General features: G+C 62.1%; 15 protein-coding genes. 12 read left to right on the forward strand and 3 right to left on the reverse strand.

Going from position 1 to position 19,140, the window contains the following annotated elements:
* Positions 1–15: 15 nt before the first annotated feature.
* Positions 16–1,413 (forward strand): ribosome biogenesis GTPase Der, encoded by a 1,398-nt coding sequence (gene der, locus B9Y82_RS06910; protein WP_100472044.1) that lies wholly within the window; start codon positions 16–18, stop codon positions 1,411–1,413.
* Positions 1,414–1,505: 92 nt separating this feature from the next.
* On the opposite strand, the gene B9Y82_RS06915 is transcribed toward der, so the two are convergent.
* The 3 genes from B9Y82_RS06915 to B9Y82_RS06925 form a co-directional block, all read right to left on the reverse strand.
* Positions 1,506–2,288, reverse strand: a complete 783-nt coding sequence (locus tag B9Y82_RS06915) for a lysine transporter LysE (protein WP_100472045.1) — start codon at positions 2,286–2,288, stop codon at positions 1,506–1,508.
* A 94-nt stretch (positions 2,289–2,382) separates the two neighbouring features.
* Positions 2,383–3,018, reverse strand: a complete 636-nt coding sequence (locus B9Y82_RS06920) for a LysE family translocator (protein WP_100472046.1) — start codon at positions 3,016–3,018, stop codon at positions 2,383–2,385.
* 74 nt (positions 3,019–3,092) lie between these two features.
* The gene (locus B9Y82_RS06925) at positions 3,093–3,908 is read right to left on the reverse strand and encodes a helix-turn-helix domain-containing protein (protein WP_100472047.1); all 816 of its coding nucleotides are present in this window, start codon (positions 3,906–3,908) and stop codon (positions 3,093–3,095) included.
* Between the two features lie 89 nt (positions 3,909–3,997).
* On the opposite strand from B9Y82_RS06925, the gene moeB reads away from it, so the two are divergent.
* The 11 genes from moeB to B9Y82_RS06980 all read left to right on the forward strand — a co-directional run bounded on the left by moeB (position 3,998) and on the right by B9Y82_RS06980 (position 19,115).
* Positions 3,998–5,134 (forward strand): molybdopterin-synthase adenylyltransferase MoeB, encoded by a 1,137-nt coding sequence (gene moeB / locus B9Y82_RS06930; protein ID WP_238381548.1) that lies wholly within the window; start codon positions 3,998–4,000, stop codon positions 5,132–5,134.
* 304 nt (positions 5,135–5,438) lie between these two features.
* Positions 5,439–7,271, forward strand: a complete 1,833-nt coding sequence (locus B9Y82_RS06935) for a monovalent cation:proton antiporter-2 (CPA2) family protein (protein ID WP_100472049.1) — start codon at positions 5,439–5,441, stop codon at positions 7,269–7,271.
* 166 nt (positions 7,272–7,437) lie between these two features.
* Positions 7,438–8,316, forward strand: coding sequence for a bifunctional methylenetetrahydrofolate dehydrogenase/methenyltetrahydrofolate cyclohydrolase FolD (folD, locus tag B9Y82_RS06940; protein WP_014036908.1), 879 nt, complete (start codon positions 7,438–7,440; stop codon positions 8,314–8,316).
* A 401-nt stretch (positions 8,317–8,717) separates the two neighbouring features.
* Positions 8,718–10,175: an IMP dehydrogenase gene (gene guaB / locus B9Y82_RS06945; RefSeq protein WP_100475186.1), complete on the forward strand. Its 1,458-nt coding sequence runs from the start codon at positions 8,718–8,720 to the stop codon at positions 10,173–10,175.
* A 107-nt stretch (positions 10,176–10,282) separates the two neighbouring features.
* On the forward strand, positions 10,283–10,759 hold the full coding sequence (locus tag B9Y82_RS06950) for a hypothetical protein (RefSeq protein WP_202908145.1): 477 nt from the start codon (positions 10,283–10,285) through the stop codon (positions 10,757–10,759).
* A complete protein-coding gene (guaA, locus tag B9Y82_RS06955) occupies positions 10,756–12,321 on the forward strand; it encodes a glutamine-hydrolyzing GMP synthase (RefSeq protein ID WP_100472051.1) in 1,566 nt (521 codons plus the stop codon). The genes B9Y82_RS06950 and guaA overlap by 4 nt, the downstream gene beginning before the upstream one ends.
* 131 nt (positions 12,322–12,452) lie before the next feature.
* The gene (locus tag B9Y82_RS06960; protein WP_100472052.1) at positions 12,453–14,576 is read left to right on the forward strand and encodes a KAP family P-loop NTPase fold protein; all 2,124 of its coding nucleotides are present in this window, start codon (positions 12,453–12,455) and stop codon (positions 14,574–14,576) included.
* 186 nt (positions 14,577–14,762) lie between these two features.
* On the forward strand, positions 14,763–15,506 hold the full coding sequence (locus tag B9Y82_RS06965) for a TIGR02391 family protein (protein ID WP_100472053.1): 744 nt from the start codon (positions 14,763–14,765) through the stop codon (positions 15,504–15,506).
* Between the two features lie 320 nt (positions 15,507–15,826).
* Positions 15,827–16,456, forward strand: a complete 630-nt coding sequence (locus tag B9Y82_RS06970) for a hypothetical protein (RefSeq protein WP_100472054.1) — start codon at positions 15,827–15,829, stop codon at positions 16,454–16,456.
* Between the two features lie 645 nt (positions 16,457–17,101).
* On the forward strand, positions 17,102–17,362 hold the full coding sequence (locus B9Y82_RS21045; RefSeq protein ID WP_428993182.1) for a DUF7677 family protein: 261 nt from the start codon (positions 17,102–17,104) through the stop codon (positions 17,360–17,362).
* A gap of 280 nt (positions 17,363–17,642) precedes the next feature.
* Positions 17,643–19,115 carry a DUF4435 domain-containing protein gene (locus B9Y82_RS06980; protein WP_202908118.1) on the forward strand — a complete coding sequence of 491 codons (1,473 nt, stop codon included), beginning with the start codon at positions 17,643–17,645 and terminating at the stop codon, positions 19,113–19,115.
* Positions 19,116–19,140: the final 25 nt, after the last annotated feature.

Genomic DNA, 19,140 nt, shown 5'->3' on the forward strand with positions numbered 1-19,140 from the left:
ATTGGAGTAATCGCGATGCTGCCTTTGGTCGCCCTGGTTGGACGGCCGAATGTCGGCAAGTCGACTATTTTCAATGCGCTTACGCGCACCCGTGACGCGCTGGTCCATGACCAGCCCGGCGTCACCCGCGACCGCAACTACGGTGTCTGCCGTCTGGACGAGGACAATCATTTCCTGGTTGTCGACACCGGCGGTATCGCGGAAGAGGAAGAGGGTCTGGCAGGGGCTACCACCCGCCAGGCCCGTGCCGCTGCGGCGGAAGCCGACCTGATCCTGTTCGTGGTCGACGCCCGTGAGGGTACCTCGGCGATGGACGACGAGATCCTGGCCTGGCTGCGCAAGCTGTCGCGCCCGACGCTGCTGTTGATCAACAAGATCGACGGCACCGACGAGGACACCGTGCGTTCGGAGTTCGCCCGCTATGGCTTCGGCGAGATGCTGACCGTCTCCGCTGCGCATCGCCAGGGCCTGGACGACCTGCTGGACGAAGTGATCCAGCGCCTGCCGGAAGAAGGCAGCGGCGAAGAGCTGGACAACGATCCGAGCCGCATCCGCATCGCTTTCGTCGGCCGCCCGAACGTGGGCAAGTCGACCCTGGTCAACCGCATCCTCGGCGAGGAGCGCATGATCGCCTCCGACGTGCCGGGCACCACCCGCGACTCGATCGCGGTGGACCTGGAGCGTGACGGCCGCGAATACCGCCTGATCGACACCGCCGGCCTGCGCCGGCGTTCGCGCGTGGACGAGGTCGTCGAGAAGTTCTCGGTGGTCAAGACCATGCAGTCGATCGAACAGTGCCAGGTGGCCGTGCTGATGCTGGACGCCACTGAAGGCGTGACCGACCAGGACGCTACCGTGCTAGGTGCCGTGCTCGACGCCGGCCGTGCGCTGGTGATCGCCATCAACAAGTGGGATGGCCTGACCGAGTACCAGCGCGAGCAGGCTGAAACCATGCTGTCGCTGAAGCTGGGCTTCGTGCCGTGGGCCGAGTCCGTGCGCATCTCGGCCAAGCATGGCTCTGGCCTGCGTGAGCTGTTCCGTGCGGTGCATCGCGCGCACGAATCGGCGAACAAGACCTTCACCACCAGCGAAGTGAACAAGGCGCTGGAAGTGGCCTACGAGACCAACCCGCCGCCGACCATCCGCGGCCACGTCTCCAAGCTGCGCTACGTGCACCCGGCCGGCGCCAACCCGCCAACCTTCATCGTGCACGGCACGCGTCTGAAGGAGCTGCAGGAATCGTACAAGCGCTACCTGGAGAACTTCTTCCGCAAGCGCTTCAAGCTGATCGGCACGCCAGTGAGCTTCATCTTCCGCGAGGGTACCAACCCGTACGAGGGCAAGAAGAATGTCCTCACCGAGCGGCAGGTCAAGGCCAAGCGGCGCTTGATGAAGCACGTCAAGGGCAAGTGATGCAGGAAAAGGCGACCGCAGGGCCGCCTTTTTCGTTTGTGATAGTGCCGGCCAGCGGCCGGCCGGCACTACCCCACGTCTACAGATCTCGATCATGGCGAACTGCTGCGACGAGCGCGGCAATGCGGCAACGCGCATGGCATGCCTCGGCCGCGCCGCGATGTTGAAGCCGGTTGCGCCTGGCGTGTGGCAGGGATCGATTCCGGCAGCTGCACCTGCCCCGTGATGCTTGCCCAGACCAGGGTCGTACCCAGTGCACCTGCCAGGTACGCCACCGACACCGCCCCGATCAGCAGGCCCGCGGCATGCTCCAGCCATGGAAGGAGTCGGCAACACCCCTGTGCCCAGCGCGGTTGGCTGCCGAGCCACGCCATCAGCAGGCCGAGCGACAGCGCGACGCCACTCAGGCAGGCCACGTAAGCAACCTTGGCGCCAGAGTCGGCGACGAGGCCGGTAACCAGGGCTGCAATCGCGAACTGCAGCATCCAACTGTTGCTGCTGGCGAGGGCCAGCAGGCATCCTGCTTCGGCGTGCGGCCAACGGGAGCGGGCGCGCAGGCCCCAAGGCATCTGCAGGGAAAGCGGAGAGAAAGGGGTCAAGCCTGCGTCGCGCAGGCACATGCCCGCCAGGCGCAGCAGCAGGAGGCAGCCCGCGCACTGCATCGCCAGCGTCCACAGGCCGCGGTTTGCCAGCATGCCCGCTGCAATGAAAGCCGTGGCACAGATGACGCCCGTACCGATGGCGATACCGAACGACGCGGCCATGGCGGCGTGCCCGCCCGCGCCCATCGCGGTGCGCAGGATCTTCGTGTGATGCGAAGCAGGCAGGAGCATGGCGAAACCGTACAGCACTGCGACGATGAAGAACTGCTGCACGTAAACCTGCCACTGACCTACAGAAAGTGCAGAGTGTGGGCGGGTGTGAACGCGCGGTATTGAATGCCGTTGCGACAGGCGCGAATCGCCGGCATCAGCCGGCCCAAAGCGACACGACGATCCATAGCGCCAGTGCGATCATCAGAAGCCCTGCGGCCCGCTCCAGCCAGGGCAGGGCGCGTGCGAACCGACGCAGCACCCACGGGTGGCCGACCAGCGCGGCTACCAGCAGATCCCAAAGCAGGACGATGCCGAACATCCACGCGCCATAGAAGAATTTCGTTGCGGCGCTGGCCTGCGGGCCGTTGAGCATTGCCGCCAACGTTGCGTAGAACAGCGCATTCTTCGGGTTCAGCAGCGCAGACAGGGCGCCCAGCCCTGCCGCCTTCCACCATCCATGTGCACCGCCCGCTGGCGATCCGGCGGCAGCTTCAGATGCCTGCAGCGTCGTCGAACCCGCATGGCGCAGGAACAGCGTGCCGAGGTACAACAGGAACCCGCAGCCCGCCAACTGCACCGCAATGAACCCTGCGCTTCCCGCGCGCAGCAGGGCCATCCCAGTGAAGGCCGCCACGATGAAGACGCCGTTGCCGACGGCGATGCCTGCGCAGGCGCCGCTGGCGGTGCGCCAGCCAGAGGTGATCGCGGTGCGTGCAACGAGGAAGAAATCGGGGCCGGGTGATAGCAGGGCGAGAAAATGTACGGTGGCGATGACCAGAAACTGTTCCATCGGGTCCGGCGGAGGCTGGCTGGGGCGCCAGTGTGAGGATGTGCCGCGCGGTGGTATTGAACGTTATTGCAGGCTCAGCGCCGGTACTGGCCCGGGGTCGCACCGGCGTGGGCCTTGAAGACCCGCTGGAAATGACTCTGGTCGGCAAAGCCCAGCGCATGCGCGACCACGGCCAGCGCCTGCCCTTCGCACAGCCGTCGGCGGGCCTCCTGGATGCGCTGGTCGATCTGCCAGGCGTGTGGGGTCAGACCCGTGGCACGTCGGAAGGCGCGGATCAGCTGGTAGCGGCTCATGCCTGCCAGCGATGCGAGCTCCTGCAGGGCCGGAGTGTGTTCGAGCCGCTGGCGCAGAACGTCCATCACCGGCTGCACCCGCTGCTGTAGTGCGGCATCTTCAGGCGGGCCGGCGACGGCTACACCATCGTGCTCATCCAGATCGCCGACGAACGCGATCAGGGCCGCTTCCTTGACGCTGACCGGATCGCCGGAGAACAGCGTCTCGTTGAGCTGGCAGTACTGCTGGTAGCGCGGGCGATGGTGGGAAATCCGGATGGGTTCCTGCTGCCAATCGGGTCCGGGCAGGCCGTCATACTCGGCGCGGACCTCGGCCATCCAGCGCGCATCCAGGTGCAGCATCTGGTAGCTCCAGACCTGGCCGGGCAGGGGGTTGCAGGCATGCACGCGGCCTGCGGGTACGCCGACCAGATTGCCGGGTTGCAGCAGGCGCGGTCCTTCTACCGCGCCGGTGAACACGCTGTTGCCAGCGTCCACGGCGCCGATCGAGAAGGTGTCGTGGCTGTGCGGGCGATGGCAGGCGCGGCTGTCGCACGCCCGTCGGCTTTCGACGAAGGGCATGCGCGGGTCACGCCAGAATTCGGTGGCAGAGCGCATGCAGCGGTTCCGGGAGGCAGGGGGCAACGCCCGCATGGTGCCATGTTCGGGGCAAGGCGCGTCGAAGGTGTCTGCGCGATAATGCGGCCATGAGCATCCAAGAGATTTCCCCCGCGCAGGCACGCGAGCGCCTGGCCCATGGCGCCGTGCTGATCGATGTGCGCGAGGCGCACGAACGGGCCGGCGGCATGGCCGAGGGCGCGCGCGGCGTGGCCAAGGGCGAGCTGCAGGCCGACCCGGTTGCGCATCTGCCGCGACTCGACCAAGAGATTCTGCTGATCTGCCAGAGCGGCAAACGCTCGGCCGATGCCGCGCAGTTCCTGCTGGAGGCCGGCTACACCCACGTCGCTTCCGTGACGGGCGGTACCGTGGCCTGGCGCGAGCAGTCGCTGCCGCTGGTGCAGCCGCTGGCCAGCGCCGCCGACCGTGACTTCTTTGATCGCTATTCGCGGCATTTGCTGCTGCCGCAGGTGGGTGAGGCGGGCCAGCGCACGCTGCAGCAGTCGCGCGTGCTGGTGCTGGGCGCCGGTGGGCTGGGCGCGCCGGCCGGTTTCTATCTGGCGGCAGCCGGGGTAGGGCACCTGCGCTTCGCCGACCACGACCGGGTGGAGCGCAGCAACCTCCACCGGCAGATCGTGCATACCGAAGCCAGTGTCGGCCAGCTCAAGGTCGATTCGGCGCGCGAGCGGCTGCTGGCGTTGAATCCGTCGATCGAGGTCGAGGCCGTGCCGGAGCGGGTCACCTCCGAGAACGTGGATGCGCTGCTGGAGGGCGTGGATGTGGTGCTGGATGGGTCGGACAACTTCCCGCTGCGCTACCTGCTCAACGACGCCTGCATCAAGCACGCCAAGCCGCTGGTGTACGCCGCGATCGAGCGCTTTGACGGCCAGGTAAGCGTGTTTGACGCCGGCCGCCAGCGTGGCGTGGCGCCGTGCTACCGCTGCCTGTTCCCGGAGCCGCCGCCGCCGGAGTTCGCGCCGAACTGTTCCGAGGCGGGCGTGCTGGGCGTGCTGCCCGGCCTGGCTGGTGTGCTGCAGGCCACCGAGGTGCTGAAGCTGCTGCTTGGCATCGGTGAGCCGCTGGTGGGGCGCCTGCTGCGCTTCGATGCACTGGGCATGCGCTTCCGCGAGACCGGCATCCGGCCGGACCCGCACTGCCCGGTGTGCGCGCCGGGCGTGCCGTTCCCGGGGTATATCGATTACGCCGCGTTCTGCCGGGGTGGGTGAATCCGGCCGGGGAGTGCATTGGTGGATGCCGACCTTGATGGGCGCTCTTGTGCCAACCAAGGTTGGCACCTACCGAAGCGGGTGCATGGTTGGCACCTACCGAAGCGGGTGCATGGTTGGCACCCAACGAAGCGGGTGCATGGTTGGCACCTACCGAAGCGGGTACATGGTTTCGGGATGATGTTGGGGTCTGTCCCCGGCATCGTTCCACCTCCAAGACAATCCGGCGCAACATGCGTGCTATTGCCGTCATCGGCATTGCTCTATTGTTGAGCTCGATTCTGGATCTTGGGGAAAGCACCGCATGGCGGTAGAAGCAGCGACCAGCGAGCTGGTCAAGGTCGTGGCCCTGTTGGGCGCGGCGGTGGTGATGGTGCCCTTGTTTCGCCGGGCCGGCCTGGGCTCGGTGCTGGGCTACTTCGCCGCTGGCCTGGCGATCGGACCGTTCGGGCTGGGCTGGTTCTCCGACCCGCAGGCGATCCTGCATACCGCCGAACTCGGCGTGGTGATGTTCCTGTTCGTGATCGGCCTGGAGATGCGGCCCTCGCACCTATGGAGCCTGCGCAAGGAAATCTTCGGGCTGGGCACGCTGCAGATCGTCACCTGTGCGCTGGTACTGACGAGCATCGCCAAGCTGTTCGGGTTGCCGTGGCAGGTGGCCTTCATCGGCGCCACCGGCTTCGTGCTCACCTCCACCGCGGTGGTGATGCAGCTGTTGGCCGAGCGCGGCGACATCGCGTTGCCGTCGGGGCAGAAGATCGTCTCCATCCTGCTGTTCGAAGACCTGCTGATCGTGCCGTTGCTGGCGCTGGTGGCCTGGATGGCGCCGGGCGCGGGCAGTGCCGATGGCGAGGGTTCGCGCTGGCTGTCGGTGGCGATCGGCGTGGGCGCCATTGTTGGCTTGGTGCTGGTCGGCCGCTTCCTGCTCAATCCGTTGTTCCGCGTGCTGGCCGAATCGAAGGCGCGCGAGGTGATGACCGCCGCCGCGTTGCTGGTGGTGCTGGGTGCGGCACTGCTGATGCAGCTGTCCGGCCTGTCGATGGCGATGGGCGCGTTCCTGGCCGGCGTGCTGCTGAGCGAATCGACCTTCCGCCACCAGATCGAAGCGGACATCGAACCGTTCCGCGGCATCCTGCTCGGCTTGTTCTTCCTCAGCGTGGGCATGGCGCTGGACCTGGGCGTGGTAGCTGGCAATTGGCAGCTGATCCTCGGCCTGGTGCTGGCGTTGATGGCGGCCAAGGCGCTGTGCATCTACGTGGTCGCGCGCGTCATGGGCAGCGACCACGCGCAGGCGCTGGACCGCGGCGTGCTGATGGCGCAGGGCGGCGAGTTCGCCTTCGTGCTGTTCTCCGCCGCCGCCTCGGCGGGCGTGATCGACCTGGAGATCAATGCCAACTTCACCGCCGTGGTGGTGCTGTCGATGGCGTTGACCCCGCTGGTGGTGCTGGTCTACAAGCGCATCGCGCCGAAGCCGACGGTGAACATGGATGGCGTGGACGAGGCCGATGGCCTGTCCGGCAGCGTGCTGCTGATCGGCTTCGGCCGCTTCGGCCAGGTCGCCAGCCAGTCGCTGCTGGCGCGCGATGTGGACGTGACCATCATCGACAACGATGTGGAGATGATCCAGAGCGCGGCGCGGTTCGGTTTCAAGATCTATTACGGCGATGGCACCCGCCTGGATGTGCTGCATGCCTCGGGCGCGGCCACCGCACGTGCGATTGCGGTGTGCGTGGACAAGGCCGAGGCAGCCGACCGCATCGTTGAACTGGTGGCGCATGAGTTTCCGCAGGCCAAGTTGATGGTGCGCTCGTTCGACCGCGAGCATTCGCTGCGGTTGATCCATGCCGGTGTCGACTTCCAGATCCGCGAGACGTTTGAGTCGGCGGTGTTGTTCGGCCAGGCCGCGCTGGTGGAACTGGGTGCGGATGAGGACGATGCGGTGGAGATTGCCGAGCAGATCCGTCGCCGCGACGCCGAACGTTTCGAGCTGGAGATTGCTGGTGGCGGTCTGAATGCCGGCGCGCGGATGATCTACGGCAACAGCCCGCAGGGCGTGCCGACGCCGACGCCGTTCACTGCGCCGAAGCGCGAGAGCAAGACGCTGAACCCGCAGGATGTGCCGGAAGAGGAAGACTGAGGTGTGCGGGTCCGATCCCTTTCTGAAGGAAAGGGTTCTGACCCGTTTTGCCAGATTGGGGTCAGAGCCCGTTGCCTGCGGCAAAGGGATCCGACCCCATTCCGCGGTGGGCGAGGGGGCCTGAATCAGGGACAATAGCGTCCCCGCCGCCCCACGCCTGCTCCCGATGACCGATTCCGCCCCCCAGCTTCCTGCCCGCATCCTTGATGGCCGCCGTATCGCCGAGGACCTGCTCGACAGCCTGAAGGTGCGCGTCGACGCCCGCGTGGCCGCCGGTGGCAGCCGCCCGGGCCTGGCCGTGGTGCTGGTCGGTGGCGACCCGGCCTCGACCGTGTACGTGCGCAACAAGCGCCGTGCCGCCGAGAAGGTCGGCATCGAAGCGCATGACTACGACCTGCCGGCCGGTACCACCGAAGCCGAGTTGCTCGACCTGATCGACCAGCTCAACGCCGACCCGAAGATCAACGGCATCCTGATCCAGCTGCCGCTGCCGGGCATCCCGGACGCACGCCGGCTGATCCAGCGCATCGACCCGCGCAAGGACGTGGACGGCTTCCACCCGGAAAACGTCGGCCACCTGGCCCTGCGCGAGTTCGGCCTGCGCCCCTGCACCCCGCGCGGCATCACCACGCTGCTGGGCCACACCGACCAGCCGGTGCGTGGTCGCAACGCCACCATCGTCGGCGTGAGCAACCACGTCGGCCGCCCGATGGGCCTGGAGCTGCTGATTGCCGGCTGCACCGTGACCAGCTGCCACAAGTTCACCCCCAAGGACGTGCTGGAACAGGCCGTGCGCAATGCCGACATCCTGGTGGTGGCGGTGGGCCGCCCGGGCATCGTGCCGGGCGAGTGGGTGAAGCCGGGCGCGGTGGTGATCGACGTTGGCATCAACCGGTTGGATGACGGCCGCCTGGTGGGCGATGTCGGGTTTGAAGCGGCTGCCCAGCGGGCGAGCTGGATCACCCCGGTGCCGGGTGGTGTCGGCCCGATGACCGTGGCCACGTTGATGCAGAACACCCTGGAAGCCGCGGAAGCGCTGAGCTGACCGCAGCGGCCCGCTCCTGGTAGGTGCCAACCTTGGTTGGCACACATCCATCGGGGCCATCGGCCCATCTGGGGCAACGGTGCCGGACGGATCGTGCCAACCAAGGTTGGCACCTACCAAAGGCAGTTCCAGGACTGGCCCGAGTGATCCTCTTAAGGTGGGCCGACCGTTGGTCGGCACAATGCCAGAGGGGTGGGGCTCCTGCTGGGGCACTGGTGTCTGAGGGAGAGTGCGGACCAACGGTCCGCACCCACCAAGGGCAGGTTCCAGGCCCTGAGAGCAGGTTGCAGGCTCCCCCTGAACCAATCGCCGCCTGCGCGACACTGCGTCGCATCTACCCCCTGCCACAGGGCGCGAAAAAGGGGTAAAATGTCGCGCTTCCCCACATCTCGGGTATGCCGATGCTGCGCATCCAGGCTGAAGCACTCACTTACGACGACGTCTCGCTCGTCCCCGCCCATTCGACCATCCTGCCCAAGGACGTCAACCTCGAAACGCGGTTGACTCGCGACCTGAAGCTCAAGCTTCCGATCCTGTCCGCAGCCATGGATACCGTCACTGAAGCCCGCCTGGCCATCGCCATGGCCCAGCTCGGCGGCATGGGCATCATCCACAAGAATCTCAGCCTGGAACAGCAGGCCGCGGAAGTGGCCAAGGTCAAGAAGTTCGAGGCCGGTGTCATCCGCGACCCAATCACCGTCGGCCCGGAAACCACCATCCGCGACGTGCTGGCCCTGACCCAGGCGCACAACATCTCCGGCGTGCCGGTGGTGGGCAGCGACGGCCTGCTGGCCGGCATCGTGACCCATCGCGACATGCGTTTCGAGACCGAGCTGGACGATCCGGTCCGCCACATCATGACCAAGAAGGATCGCCTGATCACGGTCAAGGAAGGCGCCGCGTCTGATGAAGTGCTGCAGCTGCTGCACCGCAACCGCATCGAGAAGGTGCTGGTGGTCAATGATTCGTTCGAACTGCGTGGCCTGATCACCGTCAAGGACATCCAGAAGAACACCGACTTCCCGAACGCTGCCAAGGATCTGTCGACCCGCCTGCTGGTCGGCGCTGCCGTCGGCGTGGGTGGCGATACCGATCGCCGCGTGGAAGCGCTGGTCGCCGCCGGCGTGGACGTGATCGTGGTTGATACCGCGCACGGCCACTCGCAGGGCGTGCTGGACCGCGTCAGCTGGGTCAAGAAGAACTTCCCGCAGGTGCAGGTCATCGGCGGCAACATCTGCACCGGCGAAGCCGCACTGGCGCTGCTGGACAGCGGCGCGGACGCAGTGAAGGTCGGCATCGGCCCGGGCTCGATCTGCACCACCCGCGTCGTTGCTGGCGTCGGCGTGCCGCAGGTCACCGCGATCGATCTGGTGGCCGAAGCGCTGCAGGACCGCATCCCGCTGATCGCCGACGGTGGCATCCGCTACTCGGGCGACATCGGCAAGGCGCTGGCCGCCGGTGCCTCGACCATCATGGTCGGCGGCCTGCTGGCCGGTACCGAGGAATCGCCGGGCGAGACCGAGCTGTACCAGGGCCGTTCGTACAAGAGCTACCGTGGCATGGGTTCGCTGGCCGCCATGGAGAAGGGGTCGAAGGACCGCTACTTCCAGGACGCCGCCAGCGCCGACAAGCTGGTGCCGGAAGGCATCGAAGGCCGCGTGCCGTACCGCGGCCCGGTGGGCGGCATCATCCACCAGCTGATGGGCGGCCTGCGCGCCACCATGGGCTACGTGGGCTGCGCCACCATCGAAGACATGCGCAGCAAGCCCAAGTTCGTGAAGATCAGCGGCGCCGGCCAGCGTGAGAGCCACGTCCACGACGTGACGATCACCAAAGAGCCGCCGAACTACCGCGCCTGATGCGCTTGCGAACTGCTCTTGCGATTACGGGCAGCCTGCTGATGGCAGGCTGTTCGTTGTCCGAACCGCCGCCGCGCTCCGGGTCTCCGGGCGCGGCGGTTTCGCAATTGCAGGACGTGCAGGCGTGCCAGAACGCGTTCTCGCTGCCGAAGGGCTGGCAGGTGCAGGCCGCTGGCGAACAGCGCTGGCTGCTGAAAGGCACCGGCGAGCGCCCGCTGCAGGTCACGCTGCAATGCATTACCGAGCTGCTGCACGGGCCGGATGATCCGGTGCTGACGCCGGTCCTGGGCGCGCTGGAGCCCGCACGGATGAGCGTGCGCTGGGCGTCGTGGGGCGCTGCGGATTCGGGCGTCTCGATGGCGGCGCTGCAACGGCGCATCGTGCCCGGCACCGAAGTGCAGGAAATCGCCGAGCTGCCGCGCGCCGACCGCTTCAACCCCAACACATCGCATGGCCTGCTGATGCTGCGCTGGGATGCGGAAAATACCTCACATATTCAACAACGCGAGGCGTTCATCGCCACGCTGACGCAGAGCCTTGAAGCGCCGGGCGCTGCGAAAAACACCACTGGAACGGCACCATGACCAACATCCATAACGACAAGATCCTCATCCTCGATTTCGGCGCGCAGTACACGCAGCTGATTGCCCGCCGCATCCGCGAGCTGGGCGTCTACTGCGAAATCTGGGCGTGGGACCACAACCCGGCCGAGATCGCCGCGTTTGGCGCCAAGGGCATCATCCTGTCCGGTGGCCCGGAATCGACCACGCTGCCGGGCGCCCCGGCCGCGCCGCAGGAAGTGTTCGACAGCGGCCTGCCGATCTTCGGCATCTGCTACGGCATGCAGACCCTGGCCGCGCAGCTGGGCGGTGCCACCGAAGCCGCTGACCAGCGCGAATTCGGCCACGCCGAGGTGAACGTGATCAACCCGGATGCGCTGTTCAAGGGCCTGAGTGACCACGGCGGCGAGCCGAAGCTGAATGTCTGGATGAGCCACGGCGACCACGTCTCCGTTGCACCGCCGGGCTTCACCATCACCGCCACCACCGACCGCATTCCGGTGGCCGCCATGGCCAACGAAGAAAAGCGCTGGTACGGCGTGCAGTTCCACCCGGAAGTGACCCACACCCTGCAGGGCCAGGCGCTGCTGCGCCGCTTCGTGGTGGACGTGTGCGGCTGCCAGACCCTGTGGACCGCCGCCAACATCATTGAGGACCAGATCGCCCGCGTGCGCGAACAGGTGGGCGATGACGAAGTGATCCTGGGCCTGTCCGGCGGCGTCGATTCGTCCGTGGTGGCCGCGCTGCTGCACAAGGCCATCGGCGAGAAGCTGACCTGCGTGTTCGTGGATACCGGCCTGCTGCGTTGGCAGGAAGGCGACCAGGTGATGGCGATGTTCGCCGAGCACATGGGCGTAAAGGTCGTGCGCGTGAATGCCGCCGACCGTTACTTCGCCGCGCTGGAAGGCGTGAGCGACCCGGAGGCCAAGCGCAAGATCATCGGCAACCTGTTTGTTGAGATCTTCGACGAAGAGTCGAACAAGCTGAAGAACGCCAAGTGGCTGGCGCAGGGCACCATCTACCCGGACGTGATCGAGTCGGCCGGCAGCAAGACCGGCAAGGCGCACGTGATCAAGAGCCACCACAACGTGGGCGGCCTGCCGGAGCACATGAAGCTGGGCCTGGTGGAGCCGCTGCGCGAGCTGTTCAAGGACGAAGTGCGCCGCCTGGGCGTTGAGTTGGGCCTGCCGCGCAGCATGGTCTACCGCCACCCGTTCCCGGGTCCGGGCCTGGGCGTGCGCATCCTGGGTGAAGTGAAGCGCGAATACGCCGAACTGCTGGCCAAGGCCGATGCCATCTTCATTGATGAGCTGCGCAAGGCGGACCTGTACGACAAGACCAGCCAGGCGTTTGCCGTGTTCCTGCCGGTGAAGTCGGTGGGCGTGGTGGGTGATGCGCGCGCTTATGAGTGGGTGATCGCGCTGCGGGCCGTGGAGACGATTGACTTCATGACGGCGCATTGGGCGCATCTGCCGTATGAGTTCCTGGGTACGGTGAGCAACCGGATCATCAATGAGTTGCGGGGGGTGTCGCGGGTTGTTTATGACATCTCGGGGAAGCCGCCGGCTACTATTGAGTGGGAGTGAGTTGAAAGAACGAGGGCGCCGAGAGGCGCCCTTGTTGTATCAGGTTTCTAAAGCCAGCCGAGCAGCAGGCCCTCATACTTTTAGATATCGTATCTGTCCGCTTGAGGGAAGCGCTAAGGACGGATTCACCGATGAATGAAGCAATGTGCGCGATCAGTCCAGATGAGGCCCTTACCGGAGCTGCTGCAATTGAAAAGGATAAGCTTCAGCGAACTGGCTTTGCGGCGGCTGCAACAAGGGCGCTGGATCGGGTCTCATCTACCGCGGGATTTGTAATTTCTATTGAGGGGCCTTGGGGAAGTGGAAAAACGTCAACTCTTGCAATGATGGAGCATCTGATCCGAAGTTCTGCCGATGCAAGTCCTATTGTCGTGCACTTCAATCCATGGTTGATCGGGGACAGGGAGTCGTTGTTGCGGCAATTCCTCGGATCGATATCTTCGGCGATTGAATTGGTCGACAACGTCAGCGGTGCAAAGAAGGTCGCTAAAGAGATTCAGAACTATTCAAAGGTGTTCGATCTGCTGAAGTGGGTGCCCGGGGCAGAGCCTTGGGCTAGCATCGTGAAGGGGGTCATGGAGTCGGCAGGGAAGGCCGCTGGCGGATTCGCTGACCAGAAAGAGCGGGACATCAGCGGCCAGAAGGAGCGGCTCGAAAAAGCCCTAAGTAAATTCAAGAGAAAGATATTTGTATTTATTGACGACGTCGATCGACTGTTTCCGCTCGAAGTATTCGAAATGGTTCGGATTGTAAAAGCAGTTGGCCAGTTGCCCAATATTGGATATGTTATTGCATGGGACTCGGAATATGTACGGCGGGCATTAAGATCTGCATCTGTTCCACGAGCTTCCACATATATAGATAAGGTTGTTCAGGTTCGCCTTCCGTTGCCCGCGATATCCCCGAGCTCGCGCCTTCGGCTTCTTAATGATGCTATTTCCTCGCTGCCGGATGATGCTCTTATGACTCATTTCCCGAAGCAGGAAGAGCGAATGAATATGCTCTATTTTAATGGCCTGCGTGACCTTCTTGAACAGCCGAGAGATATCACTCGAGTAATAAATACGGTTTCGGTTATTGAGCCTGGGCTGCGTGGAGAGGTTGTTTTTGCAGATATAGTTGGCTTGGCTTGCCTTATTGTGCGCGCCCCGAGAGTCTACGATGAGTTACGTAGGGATTCGTCATTGTTTACTAAAATATTCGACGGTAGTTACAGTGGGGGCGAAAGGGATGCTCATGCGAGCAGGCTTGAGGAATTGTATCGGAGGACACAAAACCCCGAGGCGGTGCGTAAACTTGTGCATTTCTTGTTTCCGAGTACCGCTGCGGCCGCTAACAAGTATGCATTTGGAAGGCAGGTTGACATCGAAGGCCATATTTCTGCTCCTAGTCGCTTGGGCATTGCGCTTGGCATGTCAATAGGATTGACTGATGTCAGTATTGTGGACGCAAAGAGATTTATTTTAAGTGCTGAGCGGCGGCTGGAGGTTGCAGGAAAGATAAATGAAGATAATGGGCTAGGCTTCTTGGAAATGCTTGAAGGTGTTGCTGAGATCATGTCTGTTGAGGAAGTGAAAAGTCCGGAGGATTCCTGTATGGCCATCGCGCGTCTTGTAGATGGGGGGGTATTTTCGACATCAAAAACCGAGAGGAAATTCTTCTCCCTTTCCGCCGAGACTCTCGCGGTAAGAGCGATTTCACGCCTTGTTTCGACTTGCATGCCTGGAAGTCTCTGTGAGATGGCCTATAAGATTGCCACTGATCCAAACTCACTCACTGTTGCGGCAGAGATTTTGACAAATGGTCTGCGAACAGAGCAGGAGCCGAACGCTCTGATCGTTGTTAAGCAAAAGCGGAAATTGGCTGGTGAAGTTTTCGCGGAAAATAGCCGAGTTGCAGTTCTTAATGGTACGTTCTGGGGATTTAGCGATCCAGCTAGAATTCTGTGGACCATTATGAGGGTTGCGCCAAAAATTGCTGCAAGTGTGTTCTCGGAGATCAAGAAGGATGATCCAACTCTTGATAAGTTTGCCTTGAATTTCCTTAGGCACGGTCTGAGTTCCAGTGGAGGCCGGAGCTATGCAGTTCCTGAAGACCCGACAGTGGCTAACCTCGTGAGCCTGAGCGAACTTGCCAAACATGCAAAGCGCCGACTCGATGATCCTCAAGTGTCTTATCCACTCCGAGCTGCCTGGCAATCAGTTGTTGATGGACGGCCTCTCTACGGCAAAGATGGGTCTGTCGCGAAGATGTAGCTCGCTATTGCTCTTTAATCAGTCATGCCAGATGCAATGCCCCCCCGAGCCTTCCGTAAGGTATCGGCCCAAGCCGCGGATGCCTGTAGAAAAAGCCCGATTGACGCCCCCCGGGGGAACTCCCAGAATCCGCGCTACACCCCACTCCGGGGTCTAATCGTAGTTTGAGCTCAAGGAAAGACTATCGTGACCTCAGAAGAGTTCATTGTGCACCTTGAAAAGTACGAGGAGGATCTGTCTGGGATACTGGCGCGTTTCACGAAGACCAGGGATCGCATCTACATCAGTCGCGATGACGATCCTCGGTACCGTCAGATGGTCCAAGAGCTAGTAGATCTTTTCGACGACGCCTTGGGCAAGAACGGCTATTCCCGCAACATTGCTGCCATTGTCAACGAAGGTGTTAGCAACTTCACACGCTCTCCGTCATTCAAAAGCGTAGAGGACATTATTTCGGTCCTGCGCTCCGCAGTGACTCGCATCAAGCGCAACCCCGACTTAATCGCACAGCAGCCCGCAAAGCCTGACAGCCAAATGGGGCACGTATGGTCGCTGCTCCACCCAAGCGTTGTCGCCCTAGCCAAACCCAGATTCGAGGCTGGTCACTACGCAGATGCCGTAGAGGCCGTCCTTAAAGAGGTCAACTCAGTTGTAAAGATGCTACACAAAGCTGTGGCCAATGAAGAACTTGATGGCGCACCTCTGATGCGGAGAGCATTCACACCTAACAAGCCCACGATCACCCTGGATGACCTAACCACAGAAACGGGTCGTAACATCCAGCAAGGGCACATGGATCTGTTTGCGGGCTCAATGATCGGCGTGCGCAACCCTAAGGCCCATGGAAATATCGTGATTACGCCGGAGCGGGCAATCCATCACTTCTTCCTTGCAAGTCTGCTATTTCACAAGCTGGATGAGCGGCTTTGAGGTCAAACAATTCATTCAAGCCGAAGCCGCTTAGCGGCTCGGCTCAATTCAGGCGCCAAGCCTTTGTCCGCTTTTGGCCGAGAGGGGAACCTCGCGCGCTCTAGCGGATTAGGACGATTTACCGAGGGTGTGGCGGAGGGCCACCCTTAGCCTTGAGCGGAAGGATGAACTTTGGATAAGGGTGATCTTCTTTGGGCAAGGCCTGTCTTGGATAGTCGATAGTTTTCTGGGCACGAACTGGCCCGAGTACGATTTGAGAGGCATAACTTACCGAGACGGCGTGGTAAAACTTGTCCGAACTCACTCCCAGGCACCACTGTATGAAAATCCCTGCCGACCTGATAGGCGCTCTCATCGGCCCCACCACCAGACTTACAACGGATGTGGCCTCGGCAGTATGGGAGGCGGCGCTAGACGAGAACGTGCTGGGTAAGGTGCCCGTAGTCTCTGCTGTGCTTGCCGTACGCGAGGGAGCGGCGGCGATAAGTGATCGCTTGTACGCCGCAAAAGTAGCCCGGTTCTTGATTGGCGTTGAAAGCCTATCGGCCAGCGAACGCGCTCGTGTTGTCGACGAACTCGCTGGAACACAAGCAAAGCGAGGGCGGCTAGGCGAGTTGCTGCTGGACAAGCTCAACCGTGCGGACCCACTACACAAACCAAAGATGCTGGCCGATCTGTTCGTCGCCGTTGGAAGGCGCAAGATTCCGGCCTCAGACTTCGATCGCCTTTCAGACATGGTGCTGAGCGTATTCCTCGGCGACTTGAGGGATCTCGCCGAGAGGGGAAGCATAGAGGATGTCGCTGAAAGCCGCCGTTTCGCACTTCAAGCCTCCGGCTTCCTCGCATGGGAGGTTGACGCGGTTTACGCAGGTGGAGGAGCAAGCTTGAAATGGTCAATCACCGCGGACGGCAGCACTATTCTAGCGCACTGCCCGCCAAGCAATGGTTGAGCATGCACGCTCGCATCAGGGTTCAGATCAGCATGACCAAGCTGCGCCTGCCGTGCGTACTCGCATCTCCGCTGCGCCTCTTGAGCGGATGCACGCCACTTGCGGCTCCGCAAAGGTGTGGGCAAATGCCGATAATTTCGGGGCGAGTTTTCACTTTGTTCAGTCGGGACTGGCGACCTCTGGCAGCGAATGGAGGTTCGCCTTCGTGTAGCAGAGCATTGGCGGGCGTCCGCTTCTGGCCGGAGGCGGACGCTTGGTCGGACGCGGCGTGCTTGCAGTGCTAAAGTTCCCTTTCGGCGCAAGGCGATCATACGCGCGATTCCGACGCAAGTAACTAGAGCTCTCTCAACCGAATCAGGTTTCAGTTGCGAGAGCCGCGGTTGAGTAGCGGGAACTGGAGGAGTCCGAGGCTGAGCTTGAAAACGAAGTGCAACGTTTCATTCAGCGGAAGATTTGCAACAACGTGGTGTAAGGTAGGTGACGCCTAAGAGTTCGTTCAGTCCCAGCCCGGTTCGCAGCATAGAATTAGTCAGGTATTAGCCCTAGGAGCAAGCAATGCCACTCCCTGAAGAGGTGGACTCTGAATTTCCTGGCGCCTCGAGAGATTTTGGCTCCTGGGGGGGCGGCGCATAGTTTGGCTCGCCAATCTTAGAGGGAGCTGACTACCGCCAGACAATGATCAAGGAACCAAGCACGATGGAGATCGTCCGCACGATCTTCGCCAATGTTCTCGAATCTGGCCAAGGCGGCCCGATCAACTCGAAGTACGCCCGGCATCGTGCGGCTCAATACATTCGCCAATACCACGAGCCGCCATACAACTTCTACCACCTTTCGAGGATTGGGAGAGGAGTTGCATCGCCTCCGCCCCGGAAATATCCAAAGCCTTCGCCAGTTGGCGCCTAGGTGCTGGAATTCAGTCAAGCCTAGGTCGCTTCGAGGGTCGGCTCAGTTCAGGCGTTCAATGCCTCGTCCCGCAGCAAGATGTGGATCCAGTCTGATCTCTGTTCCAGCGCATCTCCCCTTAACTCATAGGGCAGCACATTCGATGTCGAACATACCTAGCACGCGATCCATCACACTTCCGCGCCGAGGCGCAATCAATCAGAGCATCACAACCAATCGAAATCTGCTTTTCGTTGGCGCCAATGGCTCGGGGAAGACTCGCCTCGGAACCTGGCTTGAGATGAACTCGCCTGACCAAGCCCGTGTATTCAGAATTTCCGCTCAAAAGTCGCTGGCTATGCCTGACACGACGACGCCGATGTCTATCGAACTAGCAGAGCGGAACCTCGTCTTCGGCAACCCAACCGAAGCAGGGAACAAGCAGTTCTACCGATGGCAGAACAAGCCTGCTACGGCGTTCCTAAATGACTACGAAAAGCTAATGGTTTTTCTATTCTCGGACGAGACTGAAGCGAACGCCAAGTACAAAGTCGCTCAACGCCAATCAGCAGCCAAAGTCGAACCGCCGCTGACCAAGCTGGACAAGGTGAAGCTGGTATGGGAGCGCATCCTTCCACATCGCGAGCTCGTGATTGGTGGATTACGAATCCAGACTCAGGTTCGCGGCGACGCAAGCAAGATCTACAACTCGTCTGAAATGAGCGACGGTGAACGCGTCATCTTCTATCTGATCGGGCAGTGTCTCGCTGCGCCCAAGGACAGCATCATCGTCATCGACGAACCTGAGCTGCACCTGCATAAGTCGGTGCAGGGTCCACTGTGGGCCGAAGTTGAGAGACTGCGGCCGGACTGCCTGTTTGTGTATCTGACTCACGATGTCGACTTTGCCGTGGCTCAAGAAGGCGCGCAGCGCGTCTGGCTCAAGTCTTTTGACGGGACATCTTGGGATTGGGAGCTCATCGAGGACAACGGCAACCTTCCAGACGACCTCCTGATTGAAGTGCTCGGCAGTCGAAAGCCTGTTGTCTTTGTTGAGGGTCTTAACGGTAGTCACGACGTCTCACTCTATCGCGAGATCCTTGCGGGATTTCTCGTCATCCCGCGCGGCAGCTGCGATCAGGTCATCCAAGCCGTTCGAGCGTTGCGCTCGAATACCCAGCTCCACCACCTGCAGGTTTATGGTCTTATTGATCGAGATCGCCGTACGCCGCCAGAAATCGCTGCGCTACAGGCCGACAGTATTTTCGTTTTAGACGTTGCGGAGGTCGAGAACCTCTTTTGCACGGAGGAGGTTCTAGCACTCGTTAGCGGCCGCTTGGCCCGCGACATAACTTCCGATTTTAACTTGGCTGTGAGCCACGTATTTAAGCAGTTGAAGGCCGAACTCGACACCCAAGTTTCTTTGCGGGTCATCGCCGAAGTGAAGTTCAAGCTCAATTGCTTCGATGCGTCGGCTCGTGGCGCGCCAGCCATCTCATCGGCTTTGGAAGAACTAACCAAAGGCATCAATATTTCCGCGCTGTACGCGCAGTTCGAAGGACGGTTCCAGACAGTGATCAATTCCGCGGACTACCAAGAGTTGTTGCGACTATACAACCGCAAGTCTCTGCCGAACCAGATCGGAAGCGCGTTGGGCCTGAAGGCGGGAGAGCTCGCCGAACTCGTGGTTCGCCTTGCAAGAACTGATGAGCGAAGTGCTGTCGTTGCCGCTATTAAGCCGCACTTAGGCGCCTTCGCTGCTCTCGTGACCTGACCCTATGCAAGAGGCAGCAGGTTCG

Origin of the sequence: Stenotrophomonas maltophilia (assembly GCF_002799155.1) — a bacterium.
In the GTDB taxonomy this organism is placed as follows: domain Bacteria; phylum Pseudomonadota; class Gammaproteobacteria; order Xanthomonadales; family Xanthomonadaceae; genus Stenotrophomonas; species Stenotrophomonas maltophilia_R.

What these genes read in the sequence shown, in the direction of transcription:
- der (WP_100472044.1), top strand. Translation starts at nt 16, where the DNA reads ATGCTGCCTTTGGTCGCCCTGGTTGGACGGCCGAATGTCGGCAAGTCG.
- B9Y82_RS06920 (WP_100472046.1), bottom strand. Translation starts at nt 3,018, where the DNA reads ATGGAACAGTTTCTGGTCATCGCCACCGTACATTTTCTCGCCCTGCTA.
- B9Y82_RS06925 (WP_100472047.1), bottom strand. Translation starts at nt 3,908, where the DNA reads ATGCGCTCTGCCACCGAATTCTGGCGTGACCCGCGCATGCCCTTCGTC.
- moeB (WP_238381548.1), top strand. Translation starts at nt 3,998, where the DNA reads ATGAGCATCCAAGAGATTTCCCCCGCGCAGGCACGCGAGCGCCTGGCC.
- B9Y82_RS06935 (WP_100472049.1), top strand. Translation starts at nt 5,439, where the DNA reads ATGGCGGTAGAAGCAGCGACCAGCGAGCTGGTCAAGGTCGTGGCCCTG.
- folD (WP_014036908.1), top strand. Translation starts at nt 7,438, where the DNA reads ATGACCGATTCCGCCCCCCAGCTTCCTGCCCGCATCCTTGATGGCCGC.
- guaB (WP_100475186.1), top strand. Translation starts at nt 8,718, where the DNA reads ATGCTGCGCATCCAGGCTGAAGCACTCACTTACGACGACGTCTCGCTC.
- guaA (WP_100472051.1), top strand. Translation starts at nt 10,756, where the DNA reads ATGACCAACATCCATAACGACAAGATCCTCATCCTCGATTTCGGCGCG.
- B9Y82_RS06960 (WP_100472052.1), top strand. Translation starts at nt 12,453, where the DNA reads ATGAATGAAGCAATGTGCGCGATCAGTCCAGATGAGGCCCTTACCGGA.
- B9Y82_RS06970 (WP_100472054.1), top strand. Translation starts at nt 15,827, where the DNA reads ATGAAAATCCCTGCCGACCTGATAGGCGCTCTCATCGGCCCCACCACC.
- B9Y82_RS06980 (WP_202908118.1), top strand. Translation starts at nt 17,643, where the DNA reads ATGAACTCGCCTGACCAAGCCCGTGTATTCAGAATTTCCGCTCAAAAG.